We start from the raw sequence: 22,453 nt of genomic DNA, 5'->3' as shown, positions 1-22,453 counted from the left end.
TCAGGCCGGTCGGCGCAGGCTTGGACGGACGGCAAGGCCGTTTCCGTCTCTCGGACCGCATTAAATTATGGTCAGATGGCCCCGTAGTCTTTTTTCGTCCTCACCCCTCGGCGGCGGGTTTATGCTTCATGTTCCAGATGGGGGTGCGGATGACCATCCAGGCGATCAGGATGGTCATGCCAAGCGCCGGAACCACCGCAACACGCTGGGGCTGTTCCGGGAAGAAATCGATCAGCCAGCCCATGAGGGCGGCGCCAAACGGGGCTCCGGCCATGAAGCCGAGCTGGTAGATGGAGAGAACGCGGGAGAGATGGTTCTTCGGCGCGGCGTCCTGAACGATAGAGCGGCTCATCGCGATGGAGACGCCAGCGGCAAGGCCCCAGGCGAAGACAATGCCAAGGAAGACATAGTGCGGCGGCTTTGCCAGCATGATGAGAATAGCAAGCGAGCCGAGAAGCTGCGCGGTCAGGAGGAGGCGTCCCTGCCGCCTGATGTGCCTGAAGAGAGAGAGCGTCACTGAAGAAACAAAGGCACCTAGCCAGAAGGTGACAAACATGTCCCGAATGCCATCCGATGAAAGTCCGTAAATATCGCGGTTGATAATCGGCAAGACGACGAGAAAGGAGCCGATAACAAAGATGCCGACCCCGAACATGAGCACGGTCATCGCCCAGAGCTTTCCGTCAGCACTGACAACCTGAAAGCCTTCCTTGATGTCGCCGAAAGCGGCGCCGAGGCCAGAGCGGCCGGTCTTCACTCGGCGGCCATGGGCGAGGAACAGCGCGAACCCTGCTCCGAGACCGACAATGATGGCCTGAAAGGCAAGAAGCTCCCAGCTGGGTATGGGACCAACTGAGAAGCCGCCCAGCCAGTCCGGCATACGGGTCAGTTTGTCGGCATAGCCGCCGATGATCAGGCCGCAAATCTGGGCGGCGAACTGTGCGATCGTCGCAAAGGCGACGCCCTGTTGAAGGGTGACGTCAGACCCAACGCGGGCACGCCGGTCGACGACCTCATTGATGATGGAATCGCGCGCAGGCATCATGAACGCGCCCACCGTTCCCATCGCGACGCCATAGATGATCATATAGCCATAGGCGAGATTGCCGGTCGCAAGGACGAAAGCGAGGATGGCTGCGGGCACTGCTGCCATGAGGTGAAGCAGCATGAGCAACGACTTGCCCGACGCACGTTCGGCAATGACACCGCCAAGCAGAAGGAAGATGACCGAGGGGCCTGACAGCGCCATGTTGGCGAGGCCAAGCTCCGTGCCATCAAGACCAAGCCGGTTGGTAATGAGGTAAGGGAACAGCACCATCTGAAGGCCGAACGCGGTGAACCAGCTGCACTGGATCAACAGATAGGCTGGAAGCTCTGATCTGACGCGCCGATGGGTACGCCGTGTGAACAGGCTGCGCGCTGTGAACTCGACCGAGGCGCCCGCCGTTGTGGCGCTATCCAGGCCGCTGACCGGCGACTTCACCTGGCCGGTGCGGTCTTCGCCGCGGCTTTCCAGCTGGCGCTCGTCTTCATTCATACGTGATACCGTTTCCCTGTCGGCGAAGGGGCGACCTTACTGTCTGCGGCCCTTCAGAAAAGCGATTTTCCCCTACTGGCTGCATTCGCAGTCACAAAGTCGCCTCACATCATGTCTCTCATTGAGGTAAGGCACAGGCGGTCTATGCTCTGCCACTAACGTTACCCTCCGGGAGAATCCGATGTTTGCCTTGCGCCTGCTCCTCAGCTGGCTGTTCGCGGTTTTCCTGATCTTCGTCTACGTCAACGCGACCCTTCATCCGCTGCCAGATCCGCCCGAAGGCTTTGTAAAGCTGTTCGACCGACCGGGGGGCAATGTCATTTTCCAGACCATGGCGGACAAGACCGGGATCGAGCTTCTGGAGCCAACGGGCCGCGTTGTTGTGGCAGTGTTTGAGCTTCTGCTTTGCGTCTTCCTGCTGATTCCGGCTTCTAGGCGGTTTGGCGCGGCACTATCGGCGCTCCTCATGATGGGTGCAGTGACAGTACATCTCATGCCGGACATACTTGGCCGCGAACTTCCCGCATCTACGGCTGTCTTCGAAAGCGGTACCGATTTCGGCCGGGTGTTCATGCTCTCGGTTGCGATGCTCGCTGTCTCCATACTGCTTTTCTTTTCCCATCCCGTGCGCAAGGCGCCGGAGATCGAAGACGTCTGAAACGTCAAACGCGCTGTTAACCTGAGGCTGGCACTCTGAGGGCTTGAACGACACTGAGCGAACAGGCCGCAATGTCAGCATTGGAAAAGATCTCAGAAGGCGAACCGAGCAAGCCTGAAGGTGCAACCAGTGGGCGCGCCAGACGGCTGCTGCTACGGCGGCTTATCGACTTCGTGGCGCTGCCGGCCACAGCGGTTGCACCGCAGGACCGATCAATGGGCGGCGATATCCTTCTGGAAATGTTGTTCCACGCGTCGCCTGATGATCGTCGGTTCTGCGCAGAGCGTCTACAGGTCAACAAGGAAGCGCCGCGACGCCTGATGCGTTACCTCGCCATGTCCGATCTTGAGGTCGCGCGTCCGATTCTCGAGGTGAATGAGGGTTTCGACGCGGCCGACCTGGCCACCATCGCAGACGAAACCTCGCTCGATCACAGACTTTTGATCGCGCAGCGCAAACGCATCGATCCTTGTGTCGCCGAAGCGCTCTGCCAGCGCGAGGAACCGGCGGTCCTCAAGGCGCTTCTGCAGAATCGCGGCGCGGAGATTTCAGAACGCGGTATGGACCTTCTCGTCCAGCACTCGCGGACCGTCGAAGGCCTGACGACGTTGCTCATCAAACGTCTGGAGCTTATTCCGAGTCAGGCCATGGCGATGTTCTGGTGGGCGGATGGCGCGACCCGCCGGACCATCCTGCAAAGGCAGGCCGCCGACCGGCTCGAACTCGTGGATCTTTGCTCGGACGTCTTCGCTGTGGCCGCCCAGGAAAACTGGTCAGACCCGGTCGCCCGCAAGACACTCCAGCTGATCGAGCGGCGCCAGAGAAACCGCGCAGCCATCGAAAAGAGCCCCTATGATAGCCTGGAGCACGCCGTTGAAGTCGCAGCAGAGAAGGGGCTCACGCCTGAGCTGGCGCAGGAAATCGGGTTTCTCGCCGGCGTGAAGCCAGTGACGATTGCGAAGATCTTGAGCGACGCAGGCGGCGAAGGCCTTGCCGTGCTTTGCAAGGCGACAGGGCTGAAACGGCCTTACCTGGCGCGCCTGTGGCATGCACTGCGCCGGCCACTTAAACTGGATGACGGAAAGCTTCACCCACAGTTCGCGTATCTGTCCGAGACCTATGAACTTCTTGCGGTGGCCAAGGCGCAGACAACGCTGCGTTACTGGAACTGGTCGCTCTCTTCTTCCTACTCACCACGTACTAGCCCTGCTGCTGAAGATGCGACAGAATCGCCCAATGAAACCCGTTTCTCAACGTCGCGGCGGACGGCTCAGCTCGTTTTCGGCGCATAGACTGGAAGAGGGTCTGGCCAAACTCCTGCCGAGCGAGTAACAGCGACCCATACTTGTCTTGTGGCGTAAAGGGAGCGGCTAACTCGTGGGTTATTTTGCAGGCCTGATCTTTGTGCTTGCCGCACTTTGGCTTGGCCTTTCGGGGATCTACAAGCCTTTACTGCTCATTCTTGCCGGCATTTCGATTCTCATCTCGGTTGTTCTGGCTTCGCGCCTCGAAACTGTTGATCGGGAAGGCTCGCCATATGGCCGCTCCATCCCGATCCTGTCCTACTGGGCCTGGCTGATGATCGAGATTTTCAAGGCGAACTGGCCGGTCATCAAGGCGTGCGTCAGCGCGAATCTGAACATCAATCCGGCCTTTGTGCGGGTTAAGACGCGCTGCGAAAGCGACCTCGCCAAAACGATCTTTGCAAACTCGATCACGCTGACGCCGGGAACGGTGACGGTTGAGGTTGAGGGTGGCAAGCTTCTGATCCACGCGCTCTTTGAAGAAGACGCCACGCCGGACTCGTTTGACGAGATGGATCTGCGTTCCTATCGCGCTGCCGATGGCAAGCGTGAGGAGGAGCTGGCCGCATGACCGAGATCGCTGCTGTCGCAATCATCATCGCGATCGGGCTGACGCTTGTCCGCGCGCTACTGGGGCCAACGCTCTATGACCGCGTGCTCGCCGTCAACTCGCTCGGGACCAAGATCGTGCTCTTTATCGGTTTCCTCGGCTTTGTGCTGGGTCGCCCGGACTGGCTTGATATTGCTGTGCTTTATGCGCTCATAAACTTCGTCTCGACGATCGCGATCCTGAAATTCTTCCGGTATCGCTCCTTCCAGGTGCCGCTGCATCGCAGACCGGCCACGAAGACGCCGACAGAGCAGGGGGGCGACAATGTCTGAGCTTCTCGGCATCCTCATCTTCCTCAAGCCATGGGTCGGCGGTATTCTCTGTGTCATTGGCGCACTGCTTGCGCTGATCGGCTCGATCGGCGTCCTGCGTTTTCCCGATTTTTTCACGCGCCTTCATGCGGCCAGTATCACTGATACGAGCGCTGTCACGCTTTCCCTTCTGGGGATGGCGATTCTCGCGCCGAGCTGGCTGGTCGTGTTCAAGCTGGCGGCAATCTGGCTGTTCATTTTCCTGACCAGTCCGACCGGTTCACACGCGCTTGCGAATGCGGCTCATACGGCAGGGCTTCAGCCTGTCCTCGGCCGCGATCTGAAGCGCCCAGACAATAGTGAGGAGGGGGCATGATCGCTGGTTATTCTGGCGCAGATCTCGCCATTGCTCTAATCAACGTTCTTCTGCTCGGCCTGCTTTTCGTCGTTGGCGTGGCAATTGCGCGTATGCGCAGCCTGTTCGCCATCGTCATGCTGTCGGGCATCTACTCACTGATCTCTGCGACCTGGTTTGTCGCCCTTGATGCTGTCGACGTGGCGTTCACCGAAGCTGCCGTTGGTGCCGGTATCTCTACCGCACTTCTGCTTGGTGCCATGCTGCTCACCGCCCGTACGGCCAAGCCTGAAAAAGGCGCCATGCAGATCGTCCCGATTCTGGTCGTCCTGGCGACGGGCGCGATGCTCGTCTATGCGACGATCGACCTGCCCGCTTTCGGTGACCCGGACAGCCCGGCCAATACCTATGTCGGCACCGATTATCTTGAGCGCACGCCCAAGGAAATCGCTGTTCCGAATATCGTGACCGCCGTTCTCGCAAGCTATCGTGGATTCGATACGCTGGGTGAGACGGGCGTTGTGTTTACTGCGGCGCTTGCTGTGATCCTCCTGCTTGGTTTCGGCGAGCGCTCTCTCTCGGCGACCTTCAACCGCAAGAAGGACAAGCAATAATGGCCGGCCCGCGTTCAGATCATCACGTCATTCTGCGCGTTGTCGCAAAGCCGCTGATTCCGATCATCGCCCTGTTTGCGCTCTATGTTCATTTCCATGGTGACTACAGCCCGGGGGGCGGTTTCCAAGCAGGCGTCATCATCGTCGTTGCCGTCGTGCTCTACGCACTGGTTTTCGGGATCACGCCCGCGATGCGCGCGGTCCCGCCGGTGTTTGCAAGATCGCTTGCGGCGCTTGGGTTCATTATCTTCGCGGGCGTTGGCGTCTGGGCGTTGGTCATGGGCGGTAACTTCCTCGACTACGACGTCCTGTTCAATGAAGAGCCGGGCGGCCATATGGGGCAGCACTATGGCATCATCGCTGTCGAAGTTGGCGTGCTGTTCGCCGTTGCCGGGTCGATGCTGTCCATTTTCTACGCGTTTGCGGGCCGCGTCACCGAGATCAAGGACGAGGACTGGTAATGCTGGAATTCGTTCTCGAGCGCGGCAATTACTGGGCGATCATCGGCCTGATGATGATCGGCCTCTACACGCTTTTTGCGGCGACCAACCTGATCAAGAAGCTGGTCGGTCTGTCGATCTTCCAGACGTCGATCATCCTTTTCTACATCTCGCTCAGCCGTATCGATGGCGGGACCGCGCCGATCCTTTATGGCAAGGACGCGAAAGGACATGGCGGCGGTCATGATGAGGCAGCCGGCGCGCATGGTGCCGCTAGCGAAGCGGCCCACGGCGCATCAGATGCAGCGCATGGTGCGGCCGATGCCGCTCATGGGGCTGCCGACGCTGCACATGGCGCGGCCAGCCATGGACTTGAGCATGTCTATTCCAACCCGCTTCCGCACGTTCTGATGCTGACGGCCATTGTGGTGGGTGTCGCAACGCTTGCTGTCGGTCTCGCCATCGTGGTTCGCATCAGGGAAGCGTACGGCACGATCGAAAGCGACGAGATCCGCGAGACTGACCTTGAGGTCGCACGCGCCGAGTACGCTGTGGACCAGGCTGATGAGGCTAACCCGGTATGATGGACTGGATCCTTCAAATCGCGCCAGCATTCGCTGAAGCGCACGCACCCGCGCTGCTCATCCTGCTGCCGATGCTGGCCGGACCGATTGCGGCATTCCTGCCCGGCGGCGGACGAGTCGCCTGGATCATGACGGTTGTCGTAACAGGGCTCTGTACGCTGCTGTCGCTGATCCTGCTGGCGCAGGTCCGCTCGATTGAGGGCGGCGCGATCATTTCATACGCCATGGGTGGCTGGGCGCCGCCGCATGGTATCGAGTTCCGCATAGATGCGCTGAACGTGCTCATTCTGCTGCTCGTCAGCGTGATTGCCTTCCTGACCAGCATCTTTGGCTGGCCGACGATCAAGGCGGAGATTGCCGACGGCAAGCGCGCCATGTTCTTTGGCGCGTTCCAGGTCTGCTTCATGGGCCTGCTCGGCGTGGCCGCGACGGGCGACGCCTTCAACCTCTTCGTCTTCCTGGAGCTTTCGTCCATCGCGACCTATGTGCTGGTCGCGCTTGGGTCCGGCCGTGACCGGCGCGCGCTTCCGGCAGCGATCAACTATCTCTTGATGGGCACGATCGGGGCGAGCTTCTATGTGGTCGGCGTCGGCTTCCTCTACGCCGCGACCGGCACGCTCAACATGGCGGATCTCGCCGTCCAGCTTCAGGATGTTGGCGGCAACCGCGCCGTTCAGGTCGGCTTTGCTTTCATCCTCGTGGGTCTTGGCCTGAAAGCGGCAATGTTCCCGCTGCACCAGTGGCTGCCAAACGCCTATTCCTACAGTCCGAGCTTCGTAACGGCCTTCCTTGCCGCAACCGCGACCAAGGTCGCGATCTATGCAATGGTTCGCTTCCTGTTCAGCGTCTTCTCGCTCGACTTTGCTTTCGAAGGCATGAGTCTTGCCCTGATCCTCGCGCCGATGGGCATTGCGGCGATGCTCGCCTGTTCCTTCCAGGCGATCTTTCAGGCCGACATTCGCCGCACGCTGGCTTATTCATCGGTTGCGCAGGTCGGCTACATGCTGCTCGGCATCTCGCTGGGTACAGCGGCGGGCGTCTCTGCCGGCATGTTCCACCTGGTCAACCACGCGCTGATGAAGGGCGCGCTGTTCATGGCCGTCGCCGGCGCGGTGCTGACCTATCAGGGCACGCGCATTCACGACTTTGCAGGTCTTGGCCGCCGCGCTCCGTGGACGATGACGGCCTTTGCAATCGCGGGTCTCTCGCTGATCGGCGTGCCGCTGACTGCAGGCTTCCAGTCCAAGTTCGCGCTCGTCTCGGCGCTCCTTGAAAGCGGCTGGTGGTGGGCTGCGCTACTTGTGGTCTTCTCCAGCGTGCTGGCCGTCATCTATATGGGCCGCATCCTCGAAGCGGTCTTCTTCCGCGCGCCTGCAAATCCGCACAAGGAACATGGCGAAGCCCCACTTCTCATACTCGTGCCGCTCTGGATTCTTGCGATCGCGAATATCTGGGTCGGTGTCGATGGCGGCTTCGTCTATGGCCTTGCAACGGATGCAGCTGAGGCGCTCTTTATCGGAGGCGCGTCATGAGCGGTGAATTCCTGATCCTCGCGGCGCTCATCCTGCCGCTTGTCACCATGGCCGGTATCTACCTGACCGGTCGCCTGCCTGATGTGCGCGAAGGCGTCACGCTGGTTGGCGCCGGCGCACTCTTTGTTGTCGCCTGTCTGCTGACTGGGACTATCACTGGCGGAGAGCCTGCCGAATACGTTCTTGGCACGGTCGTTCCGGGCCTGGACCTCGCATTCAAGCTGGAGCCGCTTGGCGCGATGTTCGCGCTCGTGGCCAGCGGTCTCTGGATCGTGAACAGCTTCTATTCCATCGGCTATATGCGAGGGAACAAGGAGCGCCACCAGACGCGCTTCTATATGTGTTTCGCAATTGCGCTGATGGGCGCCATGGGCGTTGCCATGGCCTCGAACCTCTTCACCTTGTTTGTTTTCTACGAAGTGTTGACCCTGTCGACCTTCCCGCTGGTTGCACACAAGGGCGATGCCAATGCGCTCCGCGGTGGCCGTATCTATCTCATGACGCTGCTCGCGACCTCTATCGGTCTGCTACTCGTCGCCATCATCTGGACGGCGACGCTGGCTGGCAGCATGGACTTCGTACCGGGCGGCCTGCTCGCCGGGGTAGAGGGTGTGACGCCGGTAATCGCCAGCGCGCTTCTCATCCTCTTCGCGTTCGGCATCGGTAAGGCGGCGCTAATGCCGGTCCATTTCTGGTTGCCGAATGCCATGGTCGCGCCCACGCCGGTATCTGCGCTGCTGCACGCCGTGGCGGTTGTGAAGGCTGGCGTGTTCACCATGGCCAAGGTGGGCATCTACGTTTTCGGCATAGACCTTTTGGCCGACACACCAGCGCGTGACTTTGTCCTCTTCGTGGCGTGCTTCACCATTGTTGTTGCCTCGCTGATCGCCCTCACCAAGAACGACCTCAAGGCCCGGCTCGCCTATTCGACCGTCGGCCAGCTGGCTTATGTCACAGCGGGTGTAATGCTGGCGAATGAGGCGGGCATGATGGGCGGTGCGCTGCAGATCCCGGCCCACGCCTTCGGCAAGATGACGCTCTTCATGTGTGCTGGCGCGATCTATGTTGCGACGGGCAAGAAGGCGATCTCGGAGATGCGCGGTCTTGGCCGGCGTATGCCGCTCGTTTTCACGGCATTCCTTATCGGGTCACTGTCGATCATCGGTCTTCCGCCGCTTGCAGGGGGCTGGCCAAAGGTCCTCCTGATGCTTGGCGCGTCTGAGAGCGGTGACGCCTACGTCGCCTGGGTGCTGATCATCTCCTCGCTCCTGAACATCGCCTATCTGTTGCCGATTGCGTTCCTTGGCCTGATGCCGCCGCGCGGTACGCCAGAGCCTGCCCCTTACAAACGCCCTGAAGGGGCGCCAGCTCTTGCCGTTGCCGCGCCCGTCTTTACGGCGGTCGGCACGCTTGTGCTGTTCTTCTTCATGGGCGAGCTTTACGACTTCCTTCTGCCAGCGATTGGAGGCCAGCCATGAGCGATCATGCAACCCCGCCTCATCTGAGCGATCACGGAGAACACGCGCCCGATGAGAGCCAGACGGTTCCAGCAGCACGTGCCTTGTTCGGCTGGACGACGAAGCCATGGATCGGGAAGGTCATCTTCTGGGGCCTGCTTGTCGTGTCGATCCTGCTGATCGCCATTGAGCCTGTGCTCGAAATGCTGGCGCCGGAAGGTGAGCATTTTCGCCACCCTTACTTCAGCATCGACGGCACGCTTGGCTTCAATGCATTCTGGGGCTTCGGGGCCTTTGCGCTTGTGGTGCTGGCGGGTTGGCCGCTTGGCCGCCTCATGCGTCGCTCTGAAGACTATTATGAGGATGAGCAGGAACCTGCCGGAACGGAGCCGCATCCATGAACGGGCTTCTTGCAACCATCAATCCGGGCCTTGTGCTCATCCTTGCGGGCATGCTGGCCGCCGTCATTCCGGTCCAGCGTGTTCGTCAGGGGCTCGCGCTGCTGGCGCCGGTCATCGCGACCGCTCTGCTGCTTGCTGCCCCTCGTGAGACCGACCTCGCAAGCCTGTCCATGATGGGCTTCGACATGGTGCTTTACCGGGTCGACTCGCTTTCCTTCATCTTTGGCCTCGCCTTCCTGATCGCGGCTTTCATCAATGCAGTCTACGCGCTTCACCAAGATAGCCAGTTCGAAGACACGATGGGGCTTACCTATATGGGCGCGGCTGTGGCTGCGGCCTTCTGCGGCGACTTCATAAGCCTGTTCGTCTTCTGGGAACTGACCGCCATCACCTCAGTCTTCCTGATCTTCCGGTCCGGAACACAGGCCGCGTACAAGGCTGGCATGCGCTATCTTGGCCTGCACATCCTGTCGGGCGTGCTGCTGCTGTTTGGCGCAATGCAGATCTATTTCGATACGGGCGACATGAGCATCCGCGCGCTGGAGCTTGGTAATCCGGGCGTGCTTCTGGTCTTCCTCGCCTTTGGTATCAAGGCAGGCTTCCCGTTCCTTCATACCTGGATCGCAGATGCCTATCCGAAGGCGACCGTTGTTGGCACCGTCATTCTTTCTGCCTTCACGACGAAGCTCGCTATCTATGCGCTGGCGCGGACTTTCGCCGGCGAGCAAAGCCTCGTCTGGATTGGTGCGATCATGACGATCTACCCGGTTTTCTTCGCCGTGGTGGAAAACGACCTGCGCAAGGTCCTGTCTTTCTCGCTGAACAACCAGCTCGGCTTCATGGTCTGCGCCATCGGTGTCGGCACGCCGCTCGCGCTAAACGGCGCGGCTGCACATGCCTTCTGCCACATCATGTACAAGTCGCTGCTCTTCATGAGCATGGGCGCAGTCCTCTACCGCACGGGCACGGCCAAGGCGACCGAGCTTGGGGGCCTGTTCCGCACCATGCCGTGGACGACGGTTTTCTGTCTGATTGGCGCCGCATCCATTTCGGCCTTCCCGCTCTTCTCCGGCTTTGTATCGAAGTCTCTGACCATGAGCGCGGTTGCGGGCGGGGCTTTCCTGATCCCGTGGCTGATGCTGCTTTTCGCGTCAGCTGGTGTGTTGGAGCATTCGGGCATCAAGATCCCGTATTTTGCCTTTTTCGGCCATGATAGCGGCAAGCGTCCCAAGGAGGCGCCGTTCAACATGCTCGTCGCGATGGGGCTTGCCGCGTTCATCTGTATCGCTGTCGGCCTGCCAGCCTTCTTCCCGGGCTTTGGCTTCAACTGGCTCTACTCGATCCTGCCATTCGCCAACGACCCGTATACGGTCCGCTACGAACCTTATACCGGCGACCATATCCTGACGCAGATGCAGCTTCTCGTGCTGGCTATCTTCGCCTTCGCCCTGCTGCAGCGCCTTGGCGCTTACCCGCCAGAAAAGCGCGGTATCATCATCGATACCGATATCATCTATCGTAAAGCTGGCTACGGCCTTGCGACCTGGGCGGGGCTTGTCTGGACCAAGGTCGGCCCGGCGATGAGCGGCGTGTTTGGCGGCCTCAGCGCGCGAACATTCTCACGGCTTGAAGCGGCGTTCAGCCCGCGGGGGACGCTGGCTTCTGGTGGGCTCTTCAACGGGATGGCAATCTGGACAGCGGTGTTGCTGGGCCTCGCCCTGCTGATCGCGTTCTTCATTCGCTAGGATCACCCGCCACTACTGAAACGAAGCCCTATGCACTGATCTTGATATAGATCAGTGCAATCTCCGTTTGTGTATTCTATTGGAATTCGCTGTACTTATTGAAATGTACTTGGAACCAAGCCCATTCAGATGAATTGATTGGGCTTGAGCGTAAAGGAGAGCAATGTGGATACCGGCACAGACAAGAAAGCCCTTGGCGTCGACACACTGGAACTGACCACCGAGATTGTGGCGGCCTATGTCAGCAACAATCCTGTCCAGAGCAGTGACCTCGCCAATCTGATCCGCAATGTCCACGATGCGTTGACCAACCTCTCCGCTGAAGACGTCCAGGTGCCGGAAGCCAAGCCGGCTATCCCTGTGAAGAAGTCTGTCACTGACGACTACCTTATCTGTCTCGAAGACGGGAAGAAGTTCAAATCACTGAAACGCCACCTGCGCGCCAAGTATGACATGACCCCGGATGAATACCGCGAGAAATGGGGCCTGCCTTTCGACTATCCGATGGTCGCACCAAGTTATGCTCGCAAACGTTCGCAACTTGCGAAGAAAATGGGCCTGGGTACCGGTAAGAAATAAGCCGGTTCTTTTCAGTTCGTCTACCGAATACTGACATCCAAAATCGTTACGCTTGCGAAATGAAATGCTTTGGCAATCTAGGTTAATTTTTTCTTAGATTGACTCTTGCGGCGCGAATCGAATTCAGACACACCTGATTCTATCGAATCGCTTGGGGTGGCTGACGATGACGAGTCAATCAGATATTTTTAGCCTGATCGATGCTCAAAATGAGATTGTCGATTACTGGAATTCCAGAAGGCAGAGCGGCGTCGTACCTTTGCGGAGCGACATGGACCCCGGTGCCCTTCGCGCGCATCTCCATTGTATCTCAATTCTGGAACTGGACGGGCAGGGCGGCGCAACCTTCCGCCTTATGGGAACGCAGCTTCGAAACCTGATCGGCGCCGATATGCGCGGTTGCCACATTGATGAGTTGCCTGACGAATATGCCTCGATCTGGCGAATGGGCGGCGGGCTGCCACGGCCTGAATCCTGCCAGCCGGACCAGGGCGTTGTCGACCTCGGCGAGAGCCATCATGCCTGGCTCCGCCTGCCATTGCGCCACACGGCTGCGGACGAGACACCGTCCATGGTGCTATGCCACGATATCCTGCGGCGGAAAAAAACTCGCATGTCCCGGCCGGTCTTTTCCCTACATCCATTGGCATCGCGCGCCGTAGCTGCCTGATCCACAAGAGATTGATTTCCTGAAATAGGAAAAATATCCTAATTATATACCTGACAAAGCGGAGTGATTCGCGGTCAGGTATCTGGGAGGATACCTATGAAGGATGGGAATGAAGAGGGCGAAGCAACGCGAGCGTATCGCGTTACTCCCCAGATGATTGAGGTCGGCGCTTCTGTGCTGGGGGAGTTTTCTTTTGCTGGGGCGATACTCGACGAAGGTTATACCCCGACTGAAGTAGCTCGTTCCGTTCTTTGCGCCGCGCTTGAGTCTCAGGGTCATTCCCAAAAATGAAGCAAAGTTCAGCGGACACCTTTGCCCTCTCTTTAATGGTGTCTAGCGAGTACGTTTCGATCTTGGTTGTTCCTACGCCATTGTCAGGTGCCATTTGCTTTGCAGTAAGGAATGCAAACTCACCATCCATGGTCCCAACATATGTTGAGTGAGCGAAGGTGTTGCGGCAGGAGATTATCTCATCAAGGCTGTCCAGCTTGAGGCGCTTTAATGCCTGGTGGAAGTCTGTATCTTTTGCCTTGGCTGCGTATTCCAGCTTATTTAATTTAGTGCCGATAGTTGCGGCCCCAAGAAGCATTCGCCCCTGATCCTCGGATAGCTTGAGAAGCGAAAAGAGCTTAGTCTCAATCATATCCTCAAGCTCGGCGCAGTTGCGCAGGAAGACGCCTATGAGGAAAAACACTTCGTTCGGCATCTCGTCGAATGCGACTTTGATTGAATCGGTTTCATCACTCATGCCAGACTCCAGAGATGACAAAAAATTCACCGACACCCTCAAACGGCTGATGGATCAGAAGCCAAAGCCGCAAGAGGACGTGAAGGATGAGGCTAAAGTTAAGCGCGAGTCCGAGCGACGGCGCAAGATGGGGCCAGTCGATCCCCTAAAGCGCCGTCGCGGCTAGACTGACTGGGCCGAATAGGAGCGAGGCACGATATGATAAAGGCTGACGCTCTTTCTCTTGCGGCTGCTGAAGTGGCCGACCTTGCCTATGATGCGGCTTATGACGAGGGCGCGCGGACCTCTAGCCTAACGATCGCTCTTAGGGGTTGCGTCCTTTGCGACGGCACAGCCCTGCAAAGAGATAGTGTTGTGTGGCAAGCCACTGAGTTCGCAGAACCGCAGGAACTCATCAGGATTTACGACGACATGGTCGGCGTCTTGGCCACGCGCCGCGCATTTCGCTCGCTCATGCTCAAAGTTCTCGCGGAACGCTTCGAAGGAACTGGGGAACTGAGGGTCCTCGGAGAGGACCTCTCTGAACCGATCAAAGTGTTTGGCCTCTATCCAGACGAGAAGCGGTTTGAACGACATAGCAGCCTCGAAGTTGCGTGAGGCCCTATAAGCGCAAACCGCAGTCACGGTTGTCGAGACTTTTTACGCTTTCGGTGACGTTTGAAGGCGCGCGCTAGCTGCTTAGGCGAGCGCGGCTTCACCAGTCCGCCGATAGGTCAGGCGCTTGCCTGCCACTGACTTGAGGAGCTGGTTGTGACGCTCTTCGTCATTGATGCCGAGCTTCGTGCGACGGTTATAGCGGAAGTCGAACTCTGAGAGGTAACGGTGAAGATGGGCTTCGCCGCAATGCTGGTACACGCCAGTCATGCCACGCTTGAAGACGGAGAAGACGTTCTCAATCGTGTTGGTGTGGACTTCGCCGCGCGCGTATTCCTTAGCGGAGTGATTGACCGTCTTGTGGTCTGCGTACTCGGTGCCAGTCGTGGTGTAGAGGCGCGACTCGTCAGTGAACAGGCGGGACTTGCGGTCTGCATTGCGGACCAGAATGTCACGCGCCTGCGCCTTGTTGGCGATACGGACATGGAAGGAACGGACACGGCCACCGCGCTCGACAAGAGCGACGACAGGGCGCTTCTGGTTGCCACCTGACTTGATGAAAGGACGGCCCTCCTTGATGCGGCGCGGGGAGACGTAAGGCACGTCTCGCTTGCCGATATGTGTCTCGTCAGCTTCGACAATCTTGCCGTCGCCACCAAGCGGGCCAGACGTGGAGTTATCTTCCTTCATGGCTTCGCGGATGCGGTGAAACATGAACCAAGCGGTCTTGTAGGTAACGCCAAGCATACGGTGAAGCTGGTGGGCAGACATGCCCTTCTTTGAAGAGGCCAGAAGGTAGGTAGCGGCCAGCCACTTGTTGAGCGGCACCTTGGAGCGCTCAAACACGGTTTTAACGGTCACGGTGAACTGCTTGCGGCAGCCGTTGCATTGATAGAGGCCCTTGCGCTCCTTGCCCTCTGGGTGGGCTTTGGATGGACGCGCACGGGCACCCTTGATCGGAGTAACGTGATCCTCGCCTACGCAGCCGCAGTGTGGGCACACCGCGCCGTCAGGCCAGCGCTGCGCTTCAAGATGCTCGCGCGCTGCGTCTTCGTCGGTGAAGATCGGGTCTGTAAGAGCGATAGACATTGGCTGTTCTCCTTGGCTGCCAAGATAGCCAGAGGGCCTGCTTTGTCAAGTATATAATTAGGAAAAATATCCTACACCTCTCTCGCGCACCTTAAGGTGGGACGCACGAGACAACAGGAGTAGGAAATGAACTCTACCAAGAACAGGCTCCATGACGAGCACAGCGTCCGGCTCGCGGTCGGGCTGACGGGATATGCGCTGCAGATCCCTTCTGAAGCGATCCTGTCAGCATCCGCGCGCGACCATCACGTCGTGCGTGCCCGGCAGGTGGCGATGTATCTCTCACATGTCGGGCTGGGGATGAGTCTCGCGCGCGTCGCAACAGCGTTGGAGCGGGACCGCTCTACCGTCGCGCATGGTTGCCACAGGATCGAGGATATGCGCGACGACCCGGACATCGACGCCTGGCTGGACCTGATGGAGAACAAGCTGCGCGAGGCTGCGGATGTCGGCCAGTCAGGTGGCGGGAAGGGATTTAGCCAGCGGCCGCTTCGGTGCCGGCGACCGACTTGATCCGTTCCAGCATGGAGGCAAGACCATTGGAGCGCTGCGCCGACAGCGCTTCGCTGACGCCGATTTCGTCAAAGAAAGACATGGCATCGAAGGCTGCAATCTCTGTGGCCTTAGCGCCCGAATAGAGCCGGATGAGAATCGCGATCAGGCCGGAAACAATCAGCGCATCGGACTCGGCGCGGATCTTCAGATTATCGCTATCCTCAGGCTCAATTACCATCCACACCTGGGAGGCGCAGCCGCGAACGCGCGTGTCTTCGCTCCGTTCGCTAGCGTCGAGTGGCGGGTTCGCCTTGCCCATATCGATGATGTGGGCGTAGCGGGTCTCCCAATCGTCGAGAAACTCAAACTCTGCAGAGATATCCTGGGCGCGTTCTGTAACTGTCATGCCGCTCATTTGGGGCAGAAACAGGCAAAAGAAAACCCCGGCCCCCAGCTGAGGGTCGGGGCGAGAGATTGAATATCTGTGATCCTAGTTGCTGACCTTGGCGATGCAACTTCCAATCTCAGCAAGTGCATGCTCTCCGAGGCAGAATGGCACCTCGAAATGCTGGTGCGTCGCGGCGATGCACTGCTGAAGGTTTAGATTGGCCATATTCATGCAGCCAGATGTCTGGCTTTCCGTCATCGCGCCCTGGATCGGGGCAGGGCCAGTCTGCTCACTGCCAAGGACCCGGTAGGCGGCAAGCGTGGCGATCTTGTCGGCGACCTGCTCGCTGCCAGGAGCGACGCTGCGGCGGGTGCCGCGGGTAATGGTGCCAACATTCGCGACGCGAACACGATCGGCGGTGCCGCTGATATTGCGCCAGATTGAAGGGGCGCCAGCCCGGCCCGCCGTCGACAGGACATTGCCGATATCCGGCGCGCGGAAAGCGGTGGTCATGTCATTGCTGGCGGTGCGGCCGACAAGCGAGTCGGCGCGAAGGCGGGTTGCCAGCGCGCCAGAGTCGCCGAGCTTGCCCTTGGCCCAGCCATAGGATTGAAGGCTGTAGGCCTGCTGCTTCACGGTCTGTGCGGTTGCCTGAAGGCGCTGAGCATCGGCGGCACCTGCATTGAGAGCTGCGCTGACAGCGGCGGAGCCGCCATGAAGCGTGCGAGCATAGCGCACATCATTCTGCAGGCCGCGGACGAGAAAGTCGCGGCCATAATAGGCTTCGCCGTCGCGCACAGCTGCGCGGAATTCAGGGTCCTGCGAGGCGATAAGCGCCGAATAGGCGAGCCAGCCGCGAGAGAGCTGATCATGGTTCTGGCTACCTAGGTCGTTGAGCGCGGTCTGGATCGACGCGACGTCCTCGAACCTTTGTTGCTCCAGACGGGTCACGTCACTCTGATAGGTGGCGTAAACGGCTGCAGCTGTCGCCAGCGGGTCTGGCGCCGGTGCGATACTGTAGGGCTGAACTGTGGGTATGACCGCCGTCGGGGCTGGTTCGGAGGCCTGTTCAGGCGTGTTGTTCTGGGCTGTGGCGGTAAGCGCCAATAGCGCGCCGGCGGTCACTGCTGCGTGAATTTTTCCGAGTTTCATTCTGTTTCCCCTGAGACGCGAAGGCATGCCTCGCTCTATCATTCTGGCGCAACTCACCATAATCTAGGGCATAATAGGCAACCGACTCAACTTGAATTCTTCACCCGCAAGGATGCGTGGCATTTCTAACCGACAGATGAACAGCTCGTCTAAATTCGCGGTAATATCTGCCTCCCTGATCTGGCTGGCTGGTGCCGTCGCTGCGGCTGTGCTGGCGGCGCGCGAAGGCATGCCGGGTTTGATTGCGGTGGCGGTGTGCGCGTGCGCGGCGATGCCAGCCGTGCTGACCATACTCGTGGCCCTGCGCGGGCGTCGCTGGCCAGTGGCGCGTAAATCGGTGATTGCGATCCTGCCCTGGATTGCGCTGGCATCTGGTCTCGTCTTCGTGACTGGCGGCTTCTATTCGCCAGCCATTGCGACAGGGGCGCTCGCGCCACTTCTTGTGCTGGCCTTCGGCTGGCGGTCCCATGTTGTCGAGGTTTGCATCTTCGCGATCCTGGGGCTTGCAGGCAGCCTGATCGCTGCAGCCTTCCTGAATGGCACGCTGGATAATGCCGCACTGGACATGTTCAGCGGCGTGCTGTCGGTCAACGCGATCCTCTCCGGCGCTTTGCTGCTTGTTGCCATTCTGCAGCGCCAGTCCGCCGATGTCGCTGCCGCAACGGCGCTAGAACCGGTTCGCGCCGGTCCGGAGATCGACGAGGGCAAACCTGCTCGATCAGGCCCAGTGATGATTGTCGATGTCGCCGACGATGGCCGCGTCCGCATGGTCTCGGGCGAGATTGATGCGCCGGTCAAGCCGCGCCAGAAAGAACCTTTTGTGGAGGCGTTCGATACGCCGCATAGGCCAAAGATCGAGGCGGCCCTCTCATCTGACGGGACCCGTCTTGATGTCGCTATCGGGCGTTCGCCGCTTGAGTTGATCTTCGATCCGCATGCTGCAGGCATGCGCGTCTTCATGAGCCTGATGGAAGAGGCGGACTCAGAAGACGGAGAGGAGGGCGAGCCAGTTGAAGCCCCGGTTGATCGCGCCAGTGCCGCCGAAGAGGCGCTTGCAGAGCGGACCGCGTTTTTCGCCAGCCTCGGTCATGAGCTCAAGACCCCGCTCAACGCTATTCTCGGCTTTTCCGATCTGATGCGCAACGAGCTACGCGGCGACCTGCCAGAGGCTTACCGCGAATATGTCGAACTCATTCATGAAAGCGGACAGGACCTGCTTCTGACCGTTGAGGACATCCTCGACTATGCAAAGGCAGAGTCCGGGCATATCCGGCTCGATCTGGAACCGGTTGATCTCGTCGCCAGCAGCGAGTCCGTCATTGCGCAGCTATCAGCCTTTGCCGATCGGGCAGGCGTTTCCATCCGTCAGAAAGCGGGCAATGAAGTCTGGGCGCTGGCCGATGCGCGCGCGGTGCGCCAGATCTGGCAAAACCTTCTTTCGAACGCGATCAAATACTCTCCGAGAGGGGCGATGGTCAGCATTGATGCGCGGGCGGGGGCATCGACAGTCGCGCTCTCGGTCCGGGACATGGGCGCCGGAATGAGCGCCAGCGACCTTGAACAGGTTGCGCGGCCCTTCCAGCAGGGCAGCAACGCGAAGGGCAGGGCGGGCACTGGCCTTGGCCTTGCCGTTGTGAAGACGTTTGCCGACCTGATGCATGGCAAGGTTATCATTGATACCGCCCCCGGAGAGGGCACGCGGGTGCGAGTCATTTTGCCAAAGGCCGAGCTAGAAGAGACTGAAAGCGCGATGCTGGAGACGACCAGCGTCTAGCCTGGCGGTGAAGTCGGCCTGTGATCAGGATTTGAACTTGCGTCGCTCGATTCGTGTTTCGCGCAGGAGGAGCGCAAAGCCGCTGAGGAGTAGGGCCCCGATCGTGACGATGACCACTTCGAGGGGAAGGACAGGCGAGCCGGTAACTTCGACAGCACGCGCAGACAGGAAATCCTTGCCGCCAAGCGACAGAGCATTCACGCTGGATGTTTCAGCTGCAGCCTTTATGGCGGCGCCTGATTGAATGATGGTGCTGAACATGGCCCACTCCCCGGCGGTGTATTAGTAAACTGTTAACGCTTGCGCAACTTGCAAGCACTGTGCCGCATGAGAGGAGCCGGACGGTATGTTTGAAGAACGCTTGCCGACATGGCTCTGGGTCGATGCTCTGGTACGCCGGGTACAGGTGGCCGGCGCCAGCTGTTTCATCCTGCAGAAGGGCGACCGGGAGCGGGGCGACGTCATCGTGAAAGTGGCTGACCTAAAGGGGAGTGCGCGCGTCTATGTGCCCCGAACGAGCATGGAAGGCACCCGCATCTTTTCTGATGTGCGCCTGCAGGGCGTGGGCGTAAGCGAGGCAGAGGCGGATGAGTATGTCCACCGCGCCCGCAGCCGAGACAGCGATCTCTGGGTGATCGAGATTGAGGATCGCGAAGTGCGTCATTTCCTGACAGAAGACATAGAAGCGCCTGTCGATTGAGTGTCCGGAAGCGGATGGAATCAGGCCAAGCCGAATGTCTGCGGAAGGTAGGCCCTGCCTGAGATGAGGAGAGATCGTGGCGAAACTCTATTTCACCTATTCGGCAATGAATGCCGGCAAATCGACCATCCTCCTGCAATCGGCCCATAACTACCGTGAGCGGGGCATGACGGTCATGCTCTGGACGTCTCATTTCACCAAGGCCGATGACGTAGAGGATGCGCGCATCTCATCGCGTATCGGGCTTGCCTCTGACGCCCACCGCTTCAATGGCGACGTCGACCTCTTCTCTGCGATCGAGACAACGCATGCAGGCACGCCGCTAAGCGCTGTTCTGCTGGATGAGGCGCAATTCCTTAGCCCTGCGCAAGTCTGGCAGCTGTCACGTGTGGCGGACGAGCTCAGCATCCCTGTTCTCTGCTACGGCCTTCGCACCGACTTCCAGGGCAAGCTGTTCGATGGCTCGGCTGAATTGCTCGGCATCGCTGATAGCCTACGGGAGATCCGCACCATCTGTCATTGCGGCAAGAAGGCGACGATGACGGCCCGCGTCGATGAGGCCGGTCAGCCGCAGACAGAAGGTCAGCAGGTCGATATCGACAAGGACCACTATCTGTCGCTCTGCCGCCAGCACTGGAAAGAAGTTACCGGTTTGCAAGCCGACTGACAGGAACAAGTGGGCCGTCCATCTGGTTGTTTGGGGCAGGAGCAGAACGCTCCCAATCGAAACCAGAAAGGAACTGCCATGCCCACACCAGACGGACATACCACTGCCATCCGCGCCTCCCGCGTTATCGGGACGGATGTCTACTCAACCAGCGGCGATAAGATCGGCGAGATCGAGGACGTCATGCTGAACAAGCTCGACAACCAGATCATGTTTGCAGTCGTCGGCTTTGGCGGCTTCCTCGGCTTCGGTGAGAAGTTTCATGCGATCCCTTGGTCGTCGCTCGACTATGAGAAGGACAAGGGCGGCTACATCGTCCCATTCAGCGAAGAACAGCTGAAGCAGGCGCCATCGCACAGCCTGAAAGAGCTGACCAAGGATGATGGCGCGGCCGCGCGCGATGCGGCCTTCGATTATTACAAGGTCGAGCGCTATTGGGTCGTCGGCGCCGACTGATCTTTCGCAAATCTTGAGCAAAGCGGCGCTGCGAATGTGGCGCCGCTTTACTTATGAAACCCCTCAATCGCCCGCGCCTGACCAGATTGACGCCCCATTTGCGAGTGACTGTCCCCTCATCGCATCGACTGAGGAGGAGAGGTCATGGGTGCCCGCCGCAATATTGCATTCGCGCTGACTGCGCTGCTTTCATTCGTGCTCGCAGGTGTGAGCGCCAAGGCTGGCGCGCAGGCCGCAGGCTCTCCAGAGATCGACTATGCCAGCTTCATGCAGGCAGGTGAGGATGTCATGGCGCTGCGTGCCACACGCCTCGTCAGCCTTGCCGAATTCAATGAGATTGCGAGCGAAGCCGACACGATCATCCTCGACGCTCGAAGCGCTGAGGCTTTTGCGATGGGCCATATCAACGGTGCCATCAATATCAACTTTGCCGACTTCACCGATGAAAAGCTGGCCGATCTAATCGCCCATCGCGGCACGCGCATCCTCATCTATTGCAACAACAATTTTGCCGACGATATCGCGCCGGTGATGCTGAAGCGGGCGCCGCTCGCGCTGAACATCCCGACCTTCATCAACCTGCACGGCTATGGCTACACCAATGTCTATGAGCTCGGCGAGCTTGTCAGCACCAGCGATCCGGATGTGAACTGGGTGAGCGCGCCGCACATGCCATGAACCTCAGCTGCGCACCGCCTTGAAAGGCAGGCCGGTTTCCCCTCGCCGTGCCTGCCTTTCCTTATTTAGTTCTGCTAATGCGACCGTTACGCCGCTTGCACATCGGCGCTTTCGCCGTCATGTCACCCATCGACCAGTGATTATCGGGACGAAACCATGACGACTGCCAGCCAGCAAACTGCCGCGCCACGCGTCAATCCGAACGCGCCAACCGAAGAGACTGTCCTCTCGGTAGAGCATTACACCGACCGGCTTTTCTCTTTCCGCATCACGCGCCCGCAAAGCTTCCGCTTCCGCTCGGGCGAGTTCGTCATGATCGGCCTGCCGCGCGAAGATGGTAAACCGCTGCTGCGGGCCTATTCGGTGGCGTCGCCATCCTGGGACGACTCGCTGGAGTTCTATTCCATCAAGGTGCCTGACGGCCCGCTGACCTCACGCCTTCAGAAGATCCAGCCGGGCGACAAGGTGCTGCTCGGCAAGAAGCCGACCGGCACGCTTGTGCTCGATGCGCTGACGCCGGGCAAGCGGCTCTACATGTTCTCCACAGGGACGGGCTTTGCGCCCTTCGCCAGCCTGGTGCGCGACCCGGAGACCTATGAGAAGTTCGAGGACGTTATCGTCACCCATACCTGCCGCCAGAATGGGGAGCTGCAATACTCCACCAAACTGATCGAGGACCTCGTCAATGACCCGCTCGTCGGTGAGATGGTGCATGGCAAGCTGAAGCTGTTCACCTCCTGCACGCAGGAGCAGTCAGACCGCATGGGCCGCCCGACGGACCTCATCCGCTCTGGCGAGCTGTTCAAGCAGCTGGGCTTGCCACCGCTCGATCCGTCCACGGACCGTGTGATGATCTGCGGCTCCATGCCGATGACGCTGGAGATGAAAGACCTCATGCAGGAAGCCGGTCTGACCGAAGGCTCGAACGCTGCCCCGGCCGAGTTCGTCATTGAAAAGGCGTTTGTGGGGTAGCAT

The 22,453-nt window shown here is 59.4% G+C and carries 28 protein-coding genes; 22 read left to right on the top strand and 6 right to left on the bottom strand.

The genetic code is table 11. From position 1 onward, the window contains the following. Window positions 1-100 precede the first annotated feature (100 nt). Complete coding sequence (locus O4G74_RS08490) at window positions 101-1,537, bottom strand: MFS transporter (RefSeq protein ID WP_269402208.1); 1,437 nt, start codon at window positions 1,535-1,537, stop codon at window positions 101-103. A 181-nt stretch (window positions 1,538-1,718) separates the two neighbouring features. Here O4G74_RS08490 and O4G74_RS08485 point away from each other — a divergent pair, with 181 nt between their 5' ends. From O4G74_RS08485 to O4G74_RS08420, 14 genes are all read left to right on the top strand, one after another. Beyond that, on the top strand, window positions 1,719-2,195 hold the full coding sequence (locus O4G74_RS08485) for a hypothetical protein (RefSeq protein WP_269402207.1): 477 nt from the start codon (window positions 1,719-1,721) through the stop codon (window positions 2,193-2,195). 80 nt (window positions 2,196-2,275) lie between these two features. Then, window positions 2,276-3,487, top strand: coding sequence for a DUF2336 domain-containing protein (locus O4G74_RS08480; protein WP_269402206.1), 1,212 nt, complete (start codon window positions 2,276-2,278; stop codon window positions 3,485-3,487). Between the two features lie 85 nt (window positions 3,488-3,572). Continuing rightward, window positions 3,573-4,070, top strand: a complete 498-nt coding sequence (locus O4G74_RS08475) for a Na+/H+ antiporter subunit E (protein WP_269402205.1) — start codon at window positions 3,573-3,575, stop codon at window positions 4,068-4,070. Then, on the top strand, window positions 4,067-4,381 hold the full coding sequence (locus O4G74_RS08470; RefSeq protein WP_269402204.1) for a cation:proton antiporter: 315 nt from the start codon (window positions 4,067-4,069) through the stop codon (window positions 4,379-4,381). The genes O4G74_RS08475 and O4G74_RS08470 overlap by 4 nt, the downstream gene beginning before the upstream one ends. Next, window positions 4,374-4,736 carry a monovalent cation/H(+) antiporter subunit G gene (gene mnhG / locus O4G74_RS08465; RefSeq protein WP_269402203.1) on the top strand — a complete coding sequence of 121 codons (363 nt, stop codon included), beginning with the start codon at window positions 4,374-4,376 and terminating at the stop codon, window positions 4,734-4,736. Before O4G74_RS08470 ends, mnhG begins: the two co-directional genes overlap by 8 nt. Further along, the gene (locus tag O4G74_RS08460; protein ID WP_269402202.1) at window positions 4,733-5,329 is read left to right on the top strand and encodes a DUF4040 domain-containing protein; all 597 of its coding nucleotides are present in this window, start codon (window positions 4,733-4,735) and stop codon (window positions 5,327-5,329) included. Before mnhG ends, O4G74_RS08460 begins: the two co-directional genes overlap by 4 nt. Further along, window positions 5,329-5,790, top strand: coding sequence for a Na(+)/H(+) antiporter subunit B (locus O4G74_RS08455; RefSeq protein WP_269402201.1), 462 nt, complete (start codon window positions 5,329-5,331; stop codon window positions 5,788-5,790). The genes O4G74_RS08460 and O4G74_RS08455 overlap by 1 nt, the downstream gene beginning before the upstream one ends. Then, entirely contained in the window at window positions 5,790-6,353 is a 564-nt protein-coding gene (locus O4G74_RS08450) for a cation:proton antiporter subunit C (RefSeq protein WP_269402200.1), read from the top strand. Before O4G74_RS08455 ends, O4G74_RS08450 begins: the two co-directional genes overlap by 1 nt. After that, window positions 6,353-7,885: a monovalent cation/H+ antiporter subunit D family protein gene (locus tag O4G74_RS08445; protein ID WP_419715380.1), complete on the top strand. Its 1,533-nt coding sequence runs from the start codon at window positions 6,353-6,355 to the stop codon at window positions 7,883-7,885. Before O4G74_RS08450 ends, O4G74_RS08445 begins: the two co-directional genes overlap by 1 nt. Next, window positions 7,882-9,363 carry a proton-conducting transporter membrane subunit gene (locus tag O4G74_RS08440; protein WP_269402198.1) on the top strand — a complete coding sequence of 494 codons (1,482 nt, stop codon included), beginning with the start codon at window positions 7,882-7,884 and terminating at the stop codon, window positions 9,361-9,363. Before O4G74_RS08445 ends, O4G74_RS08440 begins: the two co-directional genes overlap by 4 nt. Beyond that, window positions 9,360-9,743: a hypothetical protein gene (locus O4G74_RS08435; RefSeq protein WP_269402197.1), complete on the top strand. Its 384-nt coding sequence runs from the start codon at window positions 9,360-9,362 to the stop codon at window positions 9,741-9,743. Before O4G74_RS08440 ends, O4G74_RS08435 begins: the two co-directional genes overlap by 4 nt. Then, window positions 9,740-11,488: a Na(+)/H(+) antiporter subunit D gene (locus O4G74_RS08430; RefSeq protein ID WP_269402196.1), complete on the top strand. Its 1,749-nt coding sequence runs from the start codon at window positions 9,740-9,742 to the stop codon at window positions 11,486-11,488. Before O4G74_RS08435 ends, O4G74_RS08430 begins: the two co-directional genes overlap by 4 nt. A gap of 165 nt (window positions 11,489-11,653) precedes the next feature. Next, the gene (locus tag O4G74_RS08425) at window positions 11,654-12,067 is read left to right on the top strand and encodes a MucR family transcriptional regulator (RefSeq protein WP_269402195.1); all 414 of its coding nucleotides are present in this window, start codon (window positions 11,654-11,656) and stop codon (window positions 12,065-12,067) included. 166 nt (window positions 12,068-12,233) lie between these two features. Continuing rightward, window positions 12,234-12,737, top strand: coding sequence for a PAS domain-containing protein (locus O4G74_RS08420; protein WP_269402194.1), 504 nt, complete (start codon window positions 12,234-12,236; stop codon window positions 12,735-12,737). A 142-nt stretch (window positions 12,738-12,879) separates the two neighbouring features. Here the strand turns inward: O4G74_RS08420 and O4G74_RS08415 are convergent, their stop codons facing one another. After that, window positions 12,880-13,485, bottom strand: a complete 606-nt coding sequence (locus tag O4G74_RS08415) for a hypothetical protein (RefSeq protein ID WP_269402193.1) — start codon at window positions 13,483-13,485, stop codon at window positions 12,880-12,882. A gap of 198 nt (window positions 13,486-13,683) precedes the next feature. Between O4G74_RS08415 and O4G74_RS08410 the strand changes: the two genes are divergently transcribed. Continuing rightward, window positions 13,684-14,082, top strand: a complete 399-nt coding sequence (locus O4G74_RS08410) for a hypothetical protein (RefSeq protein ID WP_269402192.1) — start codon at window positions 13,684-13,686, stop codon at window positions 14,080-14,082. Between the two features lie 81 nt (window positions 14,083-14,163). On the opposite strand, the gene O4G74_RS08405 is transcribed toward O4G74_RS08410, so the two are convergent. Next, a complete protein-coding gene (locus O4G74_RS08405) occupies window positions 14,164-15,168 on the bottom strand; it encodes an IS1595 family transposase (RefSeq protein ID WP_269402191.1) in 1,005 nt (334 codons plus the stop codon). Window positions 15,169-15,294: 126 nt separating this feature from the next. On the opposite strand from O4G74_RS08405, the gene O4G74_RS08400 reads away from it, so the two are divergent. Continuing rightward, window positions 15,295-15,681 carry a helix-turn-helix domain-containing protein gene (locus O4G74_RS08400; RefSeq protein WP_269402190.1) on the top strand — a complete coding sequence of 129 codons (387 nt, stop codon included), beginning with the start codon at window positions 15,295-15,297 and terminating at the stop codon, window positions 15,679-15,681. Here the strand turns inward: O4G74_RS08400 and O4G74_RS08395 are convergent. Both O4G74_RS08395 and O4G74_RS08390 read right to left on the bottom strand, forming a co-directional pair. Beyond that, window positions 15,644-16,069, bottom strand: coding sequence for a SufE family protein (locus O4G74_RS08395; protein WP_419715379.1), 426 nt, complete (start codon window positions 16,067-16,069; stop codon window positions 15,644-15,646). The genes O4G74_RS08400 and O4G74_RS08395 overlap by 38 nt on opposite strands. Before the next feature lie 84 nt (window positions 16,070-16,153). Further along, window positions 16,154-17,203: a hypothetical protein gene (locus O4G74_RS08390; protein ID WP_269402188.1), complete on the bottom strand. Its 1,050-nt coding sequence runs from the start codon at window positions 17,201-17,203 to the stop codon at window positions 16,154-16,156. A 136-nt stretch (window positions 17,204-17,339) separates the two neighbouring features. Here O4G74_RS08390 and O4G74_RS08385 point away from each other — a divergent pair, with 136 nt between their 5' ends. After that, on the top strand, window positions 17,340-18,977 hold the full coding sequence (locus O4G74_RS08385) for a sensor histidine kinase (protein ID WP_269402187.1): 1,638 nt from the start codon (window positions 17,340-17,342) through the stop codon (window positions 18,975-18,977). A 24-nt stretch (window positions 18,978-19,001) separates the two neighbouring features. Here O4G74_RS08385 and O4G74_RS08380 read toward each other — a convergent pair whose 3' ends face one another. After that, the gene (locus O4G74_RS08380; RefSeq protein ID WP_269402186.1) at window positions 19,002-19,238 is read right to left on the bottom strand and encodes a hypothetical protein; all 237 of its coding nucleotides are present in this window, start codon (window positions 19,236-19,238) and stop codon (window positions 19,002-19,004) included. Window positions 19,239-19,323: 85 nt separating this feature from the next. Here O4G74_RS08380 and O4G74_RS08375 point away from each other — a divergent pair, with 85 nt between their 5' ends. The 5 genes from O4G74_RS08375 to O4G74_RS08355 all read left to right on the top strand — a co-directional run bounded on the left by O4G74_RS08375 (window position 19,324) and on the right by O4G74_RS08355 (window position 22,450). Next, entirely contained in the window at window positions 19,324-19,677 is a 354-nt protein-coding gene (locus O4G74_RS08375) for a DUF1491 family protein (protein ID WP_269402185.1), read from the top strand. Between the two features lie 76 nt (window positions 19,678-19,753). Then, entirely contained in the window at window positions 19,754-20,344 is a 591-nt protein-coding gene (locus O4G74_RS08370; protein WP_269402184.1) for a thymidine kinase, read from the top strand. Window positions 20,345-20,422: 78 nt separating this feature from the next. Beyond that, on the top strand, window positions 20,423-20,800 hold the full coding sequence (locus O4G74_RS08365) for a PRC-barrel domain-containing protein (protein WP_269402183.1): 378 nt from the start codon (window positions 20,423-20,425) through the stop codon (window positions 20,798-20,800). A 144-nt stretch (window positions 20,801-20,944) separates the two neighbouring features. Continuing rightward, window positions 20,945-21,478 (top strand): rhodanese-like domain-containing protein, encoded by a 534-nt coding sequence (locus O4G74_RS08360; protein ID WP_269402182.1) that lies wholly within the window; start codon window positions 20,945-20,947, stop codon window positions 21,476-21,478. A gap of 156 nt (window positions 21,479-21,634) precedes the next feature. Then, window positions 21,635-22,450 carry a ferredoxin--NADP reductase gene (locus O4G74_RS08355; protein WP_269402181.1) on the top strand — a complete coding sequence of 272 codons (816 nt, stop codon included), beginning with the start codon at window positions 21,635-21,637 and terminating at the stop codon, window positions 22,448-22,450. Window positions 22,451-22,453: the final 3 nt, after the last annotated feature.

The organism is Henriciella marina (assembly GCF_027213945.1).
Taxonomy (GTDB): domain Bacteria; phylum Pseudomonadota; class Alphaproteobacteria; order Caulobacterales; family Hyphomonadaceae; genus Henriciella; species Henriciella marina_A.
Note: the sequence above shows the minus strand (reverse complement) of the source record. Positions and strands in the feature narration are given on the sequence as shown.

Excerpts from the sequence above, each read along its gene's own strand:
- O4G74_RS08400 (WP_269402190.1), top strand. The coding sequence starts at position 15,295 with ATGAACTCTACCAAGAACAGGCTCCATGACGAGCACAGCGTCCGGCTC.
- O4G74_RS08420 (WP_269402194.1), top strand. The coding sequence starts at position 12,234 with ATGACGAGTCAATCAGATATTTTTAGCCTGATCGATGCTCAAAATGAG.
- mnhG (WP_269402203.1), top strand. The coding sequence starts at position 4,374 with ATGTCTGAGCTTCTCGGCATCCTCATCTTCCTCAAGCCATGGGTCGGC.
- O4G74_RS08490 (WP_269402208.1), bottom strand. The coding sequence starts at position 1,537 with ATGAATGAAGACGAGCGCCAGCTGGAAAGCCGCGGCGAAGACCGCACC.
- O4G74_RS08455 (WP_269402201.1), top strand. The coding sequence starts at position 5,329 with ATGGCCGGCCCGCGTTCAGATCATCACGTCATTCTGCGCGTTGTCGCA.
- O4G74_RS08410 (WP_269402192.1), top strand. The coding sequence starts at position 13,684 with ATGATAAAGGCTGACGCTCTTTCTCTTGCGGCTGCTGAAGTGGCCGAC.
- O4G74_RS08445 (WP_419715380.1), top strand. The coding sequence starts at position 6,353 with ATGGACTGGATCCTTCAAATCGCGCCAGCATTCGCTGAAGCGCACGCA.
- O4G74_RS08440 (WP_269402198.1), top strand. The coding sequence starts at position 7,882 with ATGAGCGGTGAATTCCTGATCCTCGCGGCGCTCATCCTGCCGCTTGTC.
- O4G74_RS08430 (WP_269402196.1), top strand. The coding sequence starts at position 9,740 with ATGAACGGGCTTCTTGCAACCATCAATCCGGGCCTTGTGCTCATCCTT.
- O4G74_RS08460 (WP_269402202.1), top strand. The coding sequence starts at position 4,733 with ATGATCGCTGGTTATTCTGGCGCAGATCTCGCCATTGCTCTAATCAAC.
- O4G74_RS08385 (WP_269402187.1), top strand. The coding sequence starts at position 17,340 with ATGAACAGCTCGTCTAAATTCGCGGTAATATCTGCCTCCCTGATCTGG.
- O4G74_RS08450 (WP_269402200.1), top strand. The coding sequence starts at position 5,790 with ATGCTGGAATTCGTTCTCGAGCGCGGCAATTACTGGGCGATCATCGGC.
- O4G74_RS08470 (WP_269402204.1), top strand. The coding sequence starts at position 4,067 with ATGACCGAGATCGCTGCTGTCGCAATCATCATCGCGATCGGGCTGACG.
- O4G74_RS08415 (WP_269402193.1), bottom strand. The coding sequence starts at position 13,485 with ATGAGTGATGAAACCGATTCAATCAAAGTCGCATTCGACGAGATGCCG.
- O4G74_RS08485 (WP_269402207.1), top strand. The coding sequence starts at position 1,719 with ATGTTTGCCTTGCGCCTGCTCCTCAGCTGGCTGTTCGCGGTTTTCCTG.
- O4G74_RS08380 (WP_269402186.1), bottom strand. The coding sequence starts at position 19,238 with ATGTTCAGCACCATCATTCAATCAGGCGCCGCCATAAAGGCTGCAGCT.
- O4G74_RS08405 (WP_269402191.1), bottom strand. The coding sequence starts at position 15,168 with ATGTCTATCGCTCTTACAGACCCGATCTTCACCGACGAAGACGCAGCG.
- O4G74_RS08355 (WP_269402181.1), top strand. The coding sequence starts at position 21,635 with ATGACGACTGCCAGCCAGCAAACTGCCGCGCCACGCGTCAATCCGAAC.
- O4G74_RS08395 (WP_419715379.1), bottom strand. The coding sequence starts at position 16,069 with ATGACAGTTACAGAACGCGCCCAGGATATCTCTGCAGAGTTTGAGTTT.
- O4G74_RS08365 (WP_269402183.1), top strand. The coding sequence starts at position 20,423 with ATGCCCACACCAGACGGACATACCACTGCCATCCGCGCCTCCCGCGTT.
- O4G74_RS08360 (WP_269402182.1), top strand. The coding sequence starts at position 20,945 with ATGGGTGCCCGCCGCAATATTGCATTCGCGCTGACTGCGCTGCTTTCA.
- O4G74_RS08435 (WP_269402197.1), top strand. The coding sequence starts at position 9,360 with ATGAGCGATCATGCAACCCCGCCTCATCTGAGCGATCACGGAGAACAC.
- O4G74_RS08390 (WP_269402188.1), bottom strand. The coding sequence starts at position 17,203 with ATGAAACTCGGAAAAATTCACGCAGCAGTGACCGCCGGCGCGCTATTG.
- O4G74_RS08375 (WP_269402185.1), top strand. The coding sequence starts at position 19,324 with ATGTTTGAAGAACGCTTGCCGACATGGCTCTGGGTCGATGCTCTGGTA.